Here is an 11,948-nt window from a genome sequence, read left to right as displayed (position 1 = left end):
GGGGCTCAGCAGGAGGAGGCGGCCACGTCGGCGTCGGTGTTCGCGGTGGTCTCGTAGCCGCTGATGGCATCGACCTTCTCCGCGGAGGCGGAGGTCTCGTCGAAGACGTAGCCCAGGAACTCCTTCGCCAGACGGCGCGCCAGCTCCTTGCCGATGACGCGCTCGCCCAGGGTCAGGACCTGGGCGTTGTTGGAGAGCACCAGACGCTCCACGGAGAAGGAGTCGTGCGCGACGGAGGCCCGGATCCCCGGGACCTTGTTCGCCGAGATCGCCACGCCCATGCCCGTCCCGCAGACGAAGATCCCGCGGTCGGCTTCACCCGCGGCGATCTTGCGCGCCCCGGCGACGGCGACGTGGGGGTAGGCCGTCTTGTCCGTGTCGCTGTCGACGCCGACGTCGAGGACCTCCTTGACCCGGGGGTCCTTCAGCAGGTCGGCCTTGATGGCGTTCTTGTAGGAGACACCGGCCTCGTCGGCGGCCAGCACCACACGCCACTGCAGATCAGTCATGTCCAGGTTCTCCCTCGATGCTCGGCGGCGGTGGTCCGGGTGACCAGGGCCGGGGGCGGCTCCCGCGGCGTCGCAGCGGTGGAGGCCCCGCACGGGCGCGCAGTCCGCACTCACCGGGTTCAAGCGGATCGGGCGTCGTCTTGTTCCTCGCGCCCACCCCTTCCGGAGCGATACTCTGCAACCGGTTGACCAATCGAGCTCCGGAGACCCGGGGCACCCAAGGAGGCATCGTGGCCGTCGGAGTGTCCACCTACGCGTACAGCCACCGCTGGAACCCGGCTGCACCGCAGCCGATCTCCCTCGTCGAGATGCTGCACGAGATCGCCGACCTCGGCGGGCAGGTGTTCCAGGTCTGCGACCACCCCGACCTCGAGGCCCTCACCCCCGAGCTCGCGGCCACGCTGCGCACGGCCGCCGCGGAACGCGGCCTGATCCTCGAGACGGGCACCCGCGGCACCGGGGTCGAGCACCTGCGCACGCACCTCGCGCACGCCCTCGCCCTGGGGGTGCGGACGGTCCGCACGATGGTCTACTCCGAACACGACGGAGTGAGCGACCGACCCACCGCCGAGGAGACCGTGGACCGCCTGCGCGAGGTCGTCCCGGAGTACGCGGCCGCCGGCGTCACGCTGGGCCTGGAGACCTACGAGCAGATCCCGACCACCGACCTGCTCGCGATCGTCGACGAGGTCGACTCCCCGCACCTGGGTATCGTGCTCGACCCGGCCAACTGCGTCGCCAACCTCGAGCACCCCCGCGACGTCGTGCGCCGACTCGCCCCCCGCGTGGTCAACATCCACGTGAAGGACTTCACGTTCACGCGTCGTGACGGGTGGGCGGGCTTCACCCTGGCCAGCTGCCCCCTCGGTGAGGGACAGCTCGACTTCCGCGACCTGCTCGCCGTCGTCCAGCCCGATCCGGCCACGGTCCACCAGGTCCTCGAGCACTGGCTGGTGCCGCAGGGTGACGCCGCGACGACGCGTGCGGTCGAGGCCGACTGGACCGCCCGATCGCTGGCGACCCTGGCGAGCTACCAGACGGGCAACTGAGGCGCACAACCGGTTGACCAATCTGCACGACGGTGCGACAGTCTCCTGGAGCCGACCGGTCCGACCACGACGGCGACCACGACGGCGACCACGACCACCACCCGTGCAAGGGAGCACGCCTTCCCATGGACACCAGCACCTCCCCCACCGCCGGTAGCACCGCGCTGCGCAAGGCCGCGGTCCGGCTCATCCCCTTCGTCGCGGTGATGTTCTTCATCAACTACCTCGACCGGACGGCCATCGGTTTCGCCGAGCCCAACGGCATGGGCGACGACCTCGGCCTCACCGCGGCCCAGTTCGGGTTCGCGTCGGGGATCTTCTTCCTCGGGTACATCTTCCTCGAGGTCCCCAGCAACCTGGCCCTGCACCGCTTCGGCGCCCGCAAGTGGCTGGCCCGCATCATGATCACCTGGGGCATCGTCGCGACGCTGTTCACCTGGGTGCAGAACACCGAACAGCTCTACGCCCTGCGGTTCCTCCTCGGCGTCACCGAGGCAGGGTTCTTCCCCGGCGCCATCCTGTTCCTCACCCTGTGGTTCCCGCGCGAGTACCGCCGCAAGGCGCTCGCGGGTTTCTACCTGGCGCAGCCGCTGACCACGGTCATCGGCGCCCCGCTCGCGGGTCTGCTCATGCAGCAGGGTCACGGCGTCCTCGGCCTCGAGGGCTGGCGCTTCATGTTCCTCTGCGTCGGCATCCCGGCGATCGTCATGGGGATCGCGTGCTGGTTCTACCTCACCGACAAGCCCGAGGACGCGAAGTGGCTGAGCGCCACCGAGCGCACCTGGCTGCGCCGTGAACTCGACGCCGAGCAGACCGAGAGCGAGAACCGCGGGCACGTCCCCGCGCGCCGCATCCTCAGGGAGGGCCGCGTCTGGGCGCTGGCGCTGGCCTACTTCGGTCTCATCTACGGCCTGTACTCGCTGGCGTTCTTCCTGCCCACGATCATCTCCGGGTTCCAGGAGCGCTTCGGCACCACGTTCTCGGTCTTCGAGAAGGGCCTCGTCAACGCGGTGCCCTACGTCCCCGCGGCGATCGCCCTGTTCCTGTGGTCGCGCCACATCGCGAAGAACGGTTTCAAGAGCTGGCACATCGCGCTGCCGACCCTGGTCGCCGGTCTGAGCGTCCCGGTCGCGCTGTACATGAACTCGCCGTACCTGACGATCCTCGTCATCGCCGTCACGGCCTGCGGGATCTTCATGGCGCTGCCGAACTTCTGGTCGCTGCCGCCGCAGTTCCTCACCGGTGCCGCGGCTGCCGCGGGCATCGCCTTCATCAACACCCTGGGCAACGTCGGCGGGTTCTCCGCCCCCTACGTCACCGGGTGGCTGAAGGACCTCACGGGCGACGAGAAGATCCCGCTCATGATCACCGGCGGCTTCCTCGTGCTGTCGGCCGTCATCCTCCTCGTCATGTCCCGGCGCAGCCGGGCCGCGCTCGAGGAACCCTCCCCCCAGACCACCACCGCCTGAAAAACCCCGAGGAGTCGAACACCATGACCGCAACGACCGAAGCCCCCGCCGTCACCCCGTCCGTCGTCATCGCCGTCGTCGGCGCGGGCGGCAAGATGGGAATGCGGGTCTCCCGCAACCTCATGAAGTCCGCACACACCCTGCGCTACGCCGAGAACTCCCCGGCCGGCAAGGAACGCATGGCCGCCGAGGGCCGCACCGCCGTCTCCACCGAGGAGGCCGTCGACGGCGCCGACGTCGTCATCCTCGCCGTCCCCGACACCGTCCTCGGCGTCGTCTCGACGTCCGTCGTCCCGGCCATGAAGGCGGGTTCGATCCTGCTGACCCTCGACCCGGCCGCCGCCTACGCGAACCTCCTCGCCCAGCGCGAGGACGTCCTGCAGGCCGTCGCGCACCCCTGCCACCCGTCGGTGTTCCTCGAGCGCACCCGGCCCGAGGAGTACGCCGACAACTTCGGCGGGGAAGGCGCGCTGCAGAACGTCGTCGCCGCGTTCGAGAGCGACGACCTCGGCAAGCGCGACATCGCCGAGGACGTCATCCGGATCATGTACGGCCCCGTCGACACCGTGCACTGGGTCACCGTGAAGCAGCTCGCCGTCCTCGAACCGACGCTGGTCGAGACCATCGCCTGCATGATCGGCGCCCTGCTCAAGGAAGCCCTGCACGAGACCGTCCACACCGTGGGCGTCCCCGAGGAGGCCGCCAAGGCGATGCTCTTCGGTCACGTGCAGATCGCGCTGACCAACAGCCTCCGCGGGTCGAACCCGTTCTCCGACGCGTGCCTCATCGCCATGGACTACGGCCGCGAGTCGATCGTCAAGGACGACTGGAAGAAGATCTTCCGCGACGAGGAACTCGACAGCGTCATCACGAAGATGCTGAAGCTGGACAAGATCGAGCGCTGACCTCGGTCGGTTCGCCGGGACGGGCAGCGCTCAGGACGGTGCGACTGCCGCCCGGGCGGCCCAGTCGAGAACCGTGGTCCAGTCACCTGCCGGTCGTCGCGACGTGAGGAACTGCGCGACGTCCGCAGGGCGGGGAGCACTGGCGGAACCCCCGAGCGACCGGACCGAGAGGCTCGCGACGAGGCCGGCGAACGCGACGCGGGTCCGCAGGTCCCAGCCGAGGACGGAACCGGTCATCAGCCCGGCGGTGAACACGTCACCGGCCCCCGTGGGGTCGACGGCCCGGACGGGCACGGCGGGCACGTGGACCCAGGACTCGACACCCGCGGAGCCGGCGTCCACGGCGGTGACACCGTCCGCGCCCCGGGTGATGACCACCGACCGGACGTGCCGGGTGAGCACCCTCGCCGCGGCGTCGACGGAACCGGTGCGGGTGTAGTTGAGCGCCTCGACCTCGTTGAGGACGAAGACGTCCACCTCGGCCGAGCGGTGCAGGACCTCCTCGGACCAGCAGCCTGAACCGTCCCAGCCGACGCCGCCGAAGACCGTCGTCCCGACCCGGCGGAGTTCCGCGATCCAGCCGGGGACGCCGGAGGCGATCCCGGCGTGGGCGGCCTTCACCGCGGGCAACGGCCCGGGCCACTCCTGCGGCACCCTGGCGCCGTCCTCGAGGTAGGTGATGAAACCCCGGTCGTGCTCGTCGGTCACGGCGACGGTGACCGGGGTCTGGAGGCCGGACGTGCGCTGCAGCCACCGCAGGTCGAGTCCGGGTTCGCGCGTCAGGAGGTCGTGGACGCGCTGACCCAGGACGTCGGTCCCCAGCACGGCGAGGATCCCGGTGCGCATCCCGAGCCGCGCGGTCGCGACCGCGCGGTTCGCGGTACCACCGGCCACCAGCGCGAACCCGTCGGCGAAGACCTCCTCGCCCGGTCCGGGGAGCGCTGTTCCCGAGAGGACCAGGTCGCAGAAGACGGTGCCGCCGAACACGACGTCGGCCTCGACGGAGGGTCCGGGCGACGCGGGGACGGTGGTGGGCACGGGTGCTCCTCAGCGTGCGGGGGCGAGGGCGATCCGCCGATCGTACGAGCAGGACGCGCAGAGTCAGGGACGAGACGTTGCCGACCTTCCGGCCGTGACCTGACGATCTCGGCGTTCTCTGCACGAGTCTGGTCAAGTTCGCGCGAACGTCCTACCGTGAGGCGGTGATCTCCGCTGAGCGGCGCCGACGCATCCTCTACGCGGTGGACCACGAGGGCGCGACGAGCGTGCGTGACCTCGCCGAGCGGATGGAGGTGAGCGAGTCGACGATCCGCCGCGACCTGCAGGTGCTCGACGAGGACGGCGAACTGGTGCGCACCTACGGTGGCGCCATCGCCCTCGAGGACCGGACCGCGGGCGAGGCTCTGCGGGCGGAGGTCCTGCGACCCCAGCCGGCGACCGGCGCCGCGTCCTTCGAGGGGGGCAGCGAGAACCGCGAACGCCCCCTCGACCTCGTCGCCACGACCGACCGCCCACTGGAGGAACGCGTCGCCGCCGCGGCCGCGGCCTCCATCGACGACGGCGACGTCGTCATCCTCGACATCGGGACGACGACCCCGCTGGTGGCCGAACTCCTCCGGGGGCGCGACCTCACCGTCATCACCTCCAACCTCGCCGTCTTCGACGTCCTGCGCGACGACGACGCCGTCCGGCTCGTGCTGCTCGGCGGCGTCGTGCGGCGCAACCACCAGAGCCTCGTCGGCTCGGTGACCCGCCAGGTGCTGAGTCACCTCAACGCGGACACCGTCCTCCTGAGTTGCACCGGAGTGCGCAACAACGGTCGCGTGGTGGACGACATGGCGGTCGAGGAACCGATCAAACACGCCATGATCGAGGCCGCCGAAAAGGTCGTCCTCCTGGCCACCGAGACCAAGTTCCCGGGCACCGGCTCCCTGCGGCTGTGCTCCGTCAGCGAGGTCGACGTCCTCATCACGACCGAGGGCGCCGACCCCGCCCCCCTCCAACTCTGCCGCGATGCCGGCGGAAAGGTGATCATCACGTGAAGCTCTGCATCCTCGGCGGCGGCGGGTTCCGAACCCCCTACGTCTACCAGGCCCTCCTGCGCGACCAGGGAACCCCGCGGGTGGAGGAGGTGGCCCTGTACGACACCGACCAGGACCGCCTCGACGGCATGGTCCTCGTCCTGTCCCAGTTCGCCCGGGAGTTCCCCGACGCGCCCCGGCTGGTGCCGACGACCTCCCTGGACCAGGCGCTGGCGGTGAGCGACTTCATCTTCGCCGCAGTGCGTGTGGGCGGTCTCGCCGCCCGTTGCTGCGACGAGCGGGTCGCGTTGGACCTGAACGTCATCGGTCAGGAGACGACCGGTCCGGGCGGGTTGGCCTACGCCCTGCGGACCGTCCCGTTCATGGTCGACATCGCGCACAAGGTCCGCGAACTGGCTCCGAACGCCTACTTCCTGAACTTCACCAACCCGGCCGGGATCATCACGGAGGCCATGCAGGGCGTCCTGGGTGACCGGGTCCTCGGGATCTGCGACACCCCGTCGGGTCTGGGACGTCGCGTGGCGGGTGTCCTCGGCCTGGACCACCGCCGCGTCCAGATGGACTACGTCGGCCTGAACCACCTCGGGTGGATGCGCCGGGTCCTGTACGACGGGGTGGACGTGCTCCCGACCCTGCTCGCCGACGACGAGAAGCTCTCGGTCCTCGAGGAGGGCATCGTCTTCGGGCCGGAGTGGCTGCGCACCATGGGCCTCATCCCGAACGAGTACCTCTACTACTACTACTTCACCCGTGACGCGGTGCGGGCGATCGTCGACTCGGGCACGACCCGCGGGGAGTTCCTGCTCGAGACCCAGGACAGCTTCTACCGCGAGGTCCGGTCCAAGGGCGCCGACGCCGCGGCGTTCTGGCGCGAGACGGTGACCGCGCGCAGCGCGAGCTACATGGCCGAGGCCAAGGGCGGCGAGCAGGGGAAACCCGTGCACACCGACCAGGTCGAGACCGACCCCTCGCACCAGGGCTACGCGGGCGTCGCGCTGGGCGTGATGGCCGCCATCACCCGCAACGAGCGCGCGACGATGATCCTCAACGTCCGCAACCGGGGAACCATCGCCGGGATGCCCGACGACGCGGTCGTCGAGGTCCCGACCACGGTCGACGCCAACGGGGTCCACCCGCTGACCACGTCCGCCCCCTCCCTGCACCAGTTGGGCCTCATGCAGCAGGTGAAGGCCGTCGAACGGCACACCATCGCGGCCGCCCTGACCGGCGACCGGAACGAGGCGCTGCAGGCGTTCGCCCTGCACCCGCTCGTGGACTCGGTGACGGTCGGGCGCAAGCTCCTCGACGGCTACGTCGACCGCATCCCCGAGGTGGCCGCGGTCCTCGGGGCGCACTGACGACGAGCAGGCGGGCCACCCGTCGGGGTGGCCCGCACGCTCCGCCGACGAGATTCCGGTCGGGTATGGTCAGGCTGTCCTCAGTCGCATCCACTGAGGTGGTCCCCCCGATCGGAGCCTCCGTGTCGTCGCTGTCCCGCCGCACCCTGTTCGCCGGCACGTCCGTCGCGGGTCTCACCGCCCTCGCCGCCTGCGGCTCGTCCGACGACGCGGGCGCCTCCGCGAGCAGCTCCGGGACGGCGTCCTCGACCACCTCGATCGACACCCTCTTCGGCGCCGTGGAGGTCCCCGCGAACCCGAAGAACGTCGTCGCGCTCGGCTGGGGAGACATGGAGACCGTGCTGGCCCTGGGGGGTCAGGTCGTCGGCACCTCCGACTGGCTGGCCTTCGGGGGCGACGGCGTCGGCCCCTGGGCGAGCGACCTGGTGAAGCAGACCCCCGAGGTGCTGGGCACCACCGAACTCAGCTACGAGGCCGTCGCCGCGCTGACCCCCGACGTCATCCTCAACACCCGGCAGAGCAACGCCCAGGCCCAGCAGGACGAGCTGAAGCAGATCGCCCCCACGGTCGGTCCGCCGCCCGGCCAGAAGGTCACGTACGGCACTTCCTGGCAGGACCAGGTGGAACTCGTCTCCGCCGCCCTCGGCACGAGCGACGCGGGCGCGAAGCTGATCGCCGACCTCGAGGCGAAGTTCAAGGACGTCGCGGCGGCGAACCCCGGGTTCGCGGGCAAGACCGTCTCCGTCGCCGCGTTCTTCTCCGGTGCCTTCGGCGCCTACGTCACCGGCGACAGTCGCGTCGACTTCATGACCGAACTCGGTTTCACCCAGAGCCCGACGGTGCAGGCGCTCTCCACCGACGCCAGCTTCTACGTGTCGCTCTCCGACGAGCAGCTCGACCAGCTCGAGGCCGACCTCGTGGTCGTGTTCCCCATCGGCGCCACGGCGGCGGAGATCACCGCGAACCCGGGGATCCAGAACCTGCAGGCCACCCGGGACGGGCGCATCGTGGTGTTCGACGACACCACCCAGGCCAACGCGTTCTCCAGCGGGACCACCCTGGGCCTCGGCTACGCCCTCGACCACGCGGTGCCGCTGTTCGCGCAGGCCATCGCCTGACGTCCACCCCCACCCGATCTCCGACGCGCTGCCGCTCACGTCAGCGCAGGATCGCGTCCTCGAACGCTGACCGGTTCGCCCGCACGTGGGCGGCGTCCCGGACGTAGAGCCGGTCGTGGCCGTCGGCGACGTGGGACGCGAACGCGGCGCTGCCCGCGGCGGCCTGCTCGTGCATGTACCGCACGAGCAGGTCGAGGTGTTCGAGCACGGCGTCGACGACGCCGGCGCGGTCCGCCGCCGTCGCCCCGTAGGCGTCGCAGAACTCCGCCAGCCGGGTGGCCTGTTCCGCGGTGCCGGGGCGGACGCCGTCGTGGCCGGGGTCCGAGAGCGGCACCCAGCGGTAGACGGCGACACCGAGGTCGGTGCGGCGTGGACCCGGTCGTGCGGTGTCGAAGTCGATCAGCCCCGTGACGCGTTCCCCCTGCAGCACGCAGTTGTGCGGGGCGAAGTCGCCGTGGCAGACGACCTCGACGGGGTCCTGCGCGGGGAACAGCCACCCGTCGCGCGGGAGTTCCGCGGCGAAGACCGCCGTCGCCCGGTGGTAGTCGCGCAGGAGTTCCGCAGCGCTCAGGAGGGCCGTCCGGGAGGCCGCCTCGTCACCGACCGGGTAGTTCGGGACGGTCCCGGGCAGGAAGTCGAGGAACTCGAAACCGTCGACGAGCCCGCGGACCCGGGGAACGGGGGCGAAGTCCTCGAGACGGCGCAACAACTCGTGGACCCTCGGGGTGTGGGGGCCGGTGGGACGACGTACGGCGTCCCCCGTGCGGACCACCTCGTTGACCCCACCACCGGTGAGCACTTCCTCGTCCGACGCCACCGGAACCCCCTCTCGTTGCGCACCAGCCTGCCGCTGCGGACGGGCGCGGTCCAGTGGGCTCAGAGGGGCAGCACGTACGTCGGCGAGCCGACCTCCACGACCGAACGGTCGACGACGGTCAGGTCGTCGTCCAGCGTGAGGTGCACGACGGCGTCGGAGTCCTGGGCGGCGACGTAGACGTGGTGGCCGATCACCAGGACGTGGCGGGGATTCGCGACCCCGATCGTCACGTCGCGCACGGCACGGGGGACGCCGTCGACGACCTCGAACAAGGTGATGACGTCGGCGCGGCGGTTGGCGACGACGAGACCCCACGGCGCGAGCGCGATCTCCGAGGGGTACACGGGTTCGTCGCCGGAGCCGACCAGCGCGGAGGTGCGGACGGGGTCGGACAACCGGCCCTCCCGCAGCGTGAACGAGGTGACGCTCGCGTCGAGTTCACCTGCGACGTGGACCCGGCCGGCGTCGACGACGGCGTGCCGCGGCCCGGTCCCCGGCGCCAGGTCGACGACCTGCACCGGGTCGGGCGAGGCGCCGTCCGCGCCGAGGGTGTGGACCCGGACCTCGTCGGTCCCGAGGTCGAGGACGGCGAACGCGTCTGGCGCCAGCAGCCGCGTGGAGTGCGGGTGCGACGCCTCCTGGCGTTCGCGATCCGGACCGGAACCGTTGCCGTGCAACGTCTGTCGCAGTCCGGTGACGACTCCCCCGGTCAGACCGAGGACCCCGACGCCCCCGCCGTAGTTCGCGGCGAGCACGACGTCGGGCGTCACGGTGAGGTGGCAGGGCGACGAACCCCCGCTGGACTGTTCACCGAGCAGTTCCCAGCGACCGCCGTCGTAGCGGCGGGTGGAGACGAAACCCTCGTCGACCTCGTGGGCCGCGTGCACGAGACCGGGAGCTCCGGTCGCGAGGAAGGAGGGTGAAGCGCAGTCGGCGACGTGACCGGGACGGCCGAGCCGGCCGGAGGACGGGTCGCGCGGCACCAGCGTGATGCCCTGACCGCGGCCCCCGGTGGCGGAGGTGTAGGACCCGATGGCGAGGACCGTGGAACCGGTCGGCGATGACGTCACGGCCAGATCATGCCCCACACCGGGGGCGGGGGCCGGGTCAACGGCGGGGTTCAGGCCGCCACACCACCAGGGCGTTGGAACGCTGTGACTCAGGGCGACGACCCATCGGGGTCGCGACGATGTCCCCGGCCATCCCGGCCGCGAAGATCCGCCGCGCCTGGGACCGCACGAGCGCCACCTCGGCCTCGAGTTCCTCGACCCGCTGACCGAGGGCCAGCACGTGGTTCTCCAGGTCCATGATGCGTTTGATGCCCGCGAGGTTCACGCCGTCCTCCTGGGACAGCCGTTGCACCTCGCGCAGCTGCGCGACGTCGCGGGCGGAGTAGCGCCGCCCGCGGCCCCGCGCCCGGCTGGGCGAGACGAGGCCGAGGCGGTCGTACTGACGCAGCGTCTGCGGGTGCATGCCCGCGAGTTCGGCCGCGACCGAGATCACGAACAACGCGGTGTCGTCGTCGTACACACTCCCTCTCCTCTCGTCTCGGCCCTCTCCACCCGTGGTCCCGCTGGGTTTCCCAGCGGGATCACGGGTGGAACGGGGTGGGTCAGCTGCGGGCGCGGTCGGCGAGACCGGCCCGCGGGTCCTCGCCGGCGGTGGCCGCGGCGAACGCCTCGACGGCCTCGCGCACCGCCCCGTCGACACGTTGCGGCACGACGACGTCGAGGGTGACGAACAGGTCGCCCCGGTCGTCGTCCGTGCGTGACCGCTTGACACCGCGGCCCTTGAGCCGCAACGACCGTCCCGACGGGGTTCCCGCCGGGACCTTCACCTTGACGGCCGCGCCGTCCAGGGTCGGGACCTCGACGGTCGCGCCCAGCACGGCCTCGTCGAAGGAGACCGGCAGGGTCATCCGCAGGTCGTCACCGTCCCGCTTGAACACCGGGTGCGGTTCGACGTTCACGGCGACCAGCAGGTCGCCCGCCGTGCCGCCGGGGCCGGGCATCCCCTTGCCGCGCAGGCGGACCTTCTGCCCGTCCCGGACACCCTGGGGCAGCCGGACGTTGACGTTGCGGGCCGGGCCGCCGCGCGGGTCGGGGACCCGCAGCGACACGGTCTTGCCGTCGAGGGCGTCACGGAAGGACACCCGGGCCGAGGCCTCGAGGTCCTGACCGCGCTGCGGCGGAGCCTGACCGCCCGGGAACCCCGCGCCACCGCCCTGACCGAACAACCCCCCGAGCAGGTCCTCGAAACCACCCGCGGAACCCCCACCGGGGGTGCCGAAGCGCACCCCGCCGGGGGCACGCCCGCCGCCCTGGTTGAACAGGCCGCCGAGGAGGTCCTCGAACCCCGCGCCGCCACCGGCCGCGCCGGGCCCGGAACCCCCGGAGGAGAACCTGGCCCCGCCGCCGACCATCGCGCGGACACCGTCGTACTGCCGGCGCTGCTCGGGGTCGGAGAGGATCGCGTACGCCTCCCCGACCTCCTTGAACCTCGCCTCGGCGGCCGCGTCACCCGGGTTGGCGTCCGGGTGCAGCGTCCGGGCCTTCTTGCGGTAGGCCTTCTTGATCTCCGCCGTGTCCGCGTCGTGGGCGACGCCGAGAACGGCGTAGAAGTCCTTCTCCGCCCAGTCCTGCATGCTCACGAACGTCCCCCCTCCTCAGACCTGGTCGAGT

12 protein-coding genes are annotated in these 11,948 nt (G+C 71.2%); 6 read left to right on the top strand and 6 right to left on the bottom strand.

From position 1 onward, the window contains the following. Positions 1 to 5: 5 nt before the first annotated feature. Positions 6 to 509 carry a ribose-5-phosphate isomerase gene (locus tag SJY07_RS15755; protein WP_328293289.1) on the bottom strand — a complete coding sequence of 168 codons (504 nt, stop codon included), beginning with the start codon at positions 507 to 509 and terminating at the stop codon, positions 6 to 8. Between the two features lie 230 nt (positions 510 to 739). Between SJY07_RS15755 and SJY07_RS15750 the strand changes: the two genes are divergently transcribed. The 3 genes from SJY07_RS15750 to SJY07_RS15740 all read left to right on the top strand — a co-directional run bounded on the left by SJY07_RS15750 (position 740) and on the right by SJY07_RS15740 (position 3,932). Further along, entirely contained in the window at positions 740 to 1,558 is an 819-nt protein-coding gene (locus SJY07_RS15750) for a sugar phosphate isomerase/epimerase family protein (protein ID WP_380160387.1), read from the top strand. A gap of 125 nt (positions 1,559 to 1,683) precedes the next feature. Then, on the top strand, positions 1,684 to 3,027 hold the full coding sequence (locus tag SJY07_RS15745; protein WP_380160386.1) for an MFS transporter: 1,344 nt from the start codon (positions 1,684 to 1,686) through the stop codon (positions 3,025 to 3,027). 23 nt (positions 3,028 to 3,050) lie between these two features. Beyond that, positions 3,051 to 3,932 (top strand): phosphogluconate dehydrogenase C-terminal domain-containing protein, encoded by an 882-nt coding sequence (locus tag SJY07_RS15740; protein WP_328293292.1) that lies wholly within the window; start codon positions 3,051 to 3,053, stop codon positions 3,930 to 3,932. A gap of 30 nt (positions 3,933 to 3,962) precedes the next feature. Here SJY07_RS15740 and SJY07_RS15735 read toward each other — a convergent pair whose 3' ends face one another. Further along, positions 3,963 to 4,970, bottom strand: coding sequence for a carbohydrate kinase family protein (locus tag SJY07_RS15735; protein ID WP_380160383.1), 1,008 nt, complete (start codon positions 4,968 to 4,970; stop codon positions 3,963 to 3,965). Between the two features lie 164 nt (positions 4,971 to 5,134). On the opposite strand from SJY07_RS15735, the gene SJY07_RS15730 reads away from it, so the two are divergent. The 3 genes from SJY07_RS15730 to SJY07_RS15720 all read left to right on the top strand — a co-directional run bounded on the left by SJY07_RS15730 (position 5,135) and on the right by SJY07_RS15720 (position 8,450). Next, a complete protein-coding gene (locus tag SJY07_RS15730) occupies positions 5,135 to 5,974 on the top strand; it encodes a DeoR/GlpR family DNA-binding transcription regulator (RefSeq protein ID WP_380160381.1) in 840 nt (279 codons plus the stop codon). After that, a complete protein-coding gene (locus SJY07_RS15725) occupies positions 5,971 to 7,332 on the top strand; it encodes a 6-phospho-beta-glucosidase (RefSeq protein ID WP_328293295.1) in 1,362 nt (453 codons plus the stop codon). Before SJY07_RS15730 ends, SJY07_RS15725 begins: the two co-directional genes overlap by 4 nt. Before the next feature lie 122 nt (positions 7,333 to 7,454). Beyond that, positions 7,455 to 8,450: an iron-siderophore ABC transporter substrate-binding protein gene (locus tag SJY07_RS15720; RefSeq protein WP_380160379.1), complete on the top strand. Its 996-nt coding sequence runs from the start codon at positions 7,455 to 7,457 to the stop codon at positions 8,448 to 8,450. A gap of 40 nt (positions 8,451 to 8,490) precedes the next feature. On the opposite strand, the gene SJY07_RS15715 is transcribed toward SJY07_RS15720, so the two are convergent. From SJY07_RS15715 to SJY07_RS15700, 4 genes are all read right to left on the bottom strand, one after another. After that, positions 8,491 to 9,267: a phosphotransferase gene (locus SJY07_RS15715; RefSeq protein WP_380160377.1), complete on the bottom strand. Its 777-nt coding sequence runs from the start codon at positions 9,265 to 9,267 to the stop codon at positions 8,491 to 8,493. Positions 9,268 to 9,326: 59 nt separating this feature from the next. Next, on the bottom strand, positions 9,327 to 10,337 hold the full coding sequence (locus SJY07_RS15710) for a beta-propeller fold lactonase family protein (RefSeq protein WP_380160375.1): 1,011 nt from the start codon (positions 10,335 to 10,337) through the stop codon (positions 9,327 to 9,329). A gap of 37 nt (positions 10,338 to 10,374) precedes the next feature. Beyond that, the gene (locus tag SJY07_RS15705; RefSeq protein WP_328293299.1) at positions 10,375 to 10,797 is read right to left on the bottom strand and encodes a heat shock protein transcriptional repressor HspR; all 423 of its coding nucleotides are present in this window, start codon (positions 10,795 to 10,797) and stop codon (positions 10,375 to 10,377) included. A gap of 82 nt (positions 10,798 to 10,879) precedes the next feature. Beyond that, positions 10,880 to 11,917, bottom strand: a complete 1,038-nt coding sequence (locus SJY07_RS15700; RefSeq protein WP_380160372.1) for a DnaJ C-terminal domain-containing protein — start codon at positions 11,915 to 11,917, stop codon at positions 10,880 to 10,882. Positions 11,918 to 11,948: the final 31 nt, after the last annotated feature.

It is taken from the genome of Kineococcus sp. R86509, assembly GCF_042466365.1.
Taxonomy (GTDB): domain Bacteria; phylum Actinomycetota; class Actinomycetes; order Actinomycetales; family Kineococcaceae; genus Kineococcus.
This window is presented reverse-complemented; position numbering and strand designations above follow the sequence as displayed.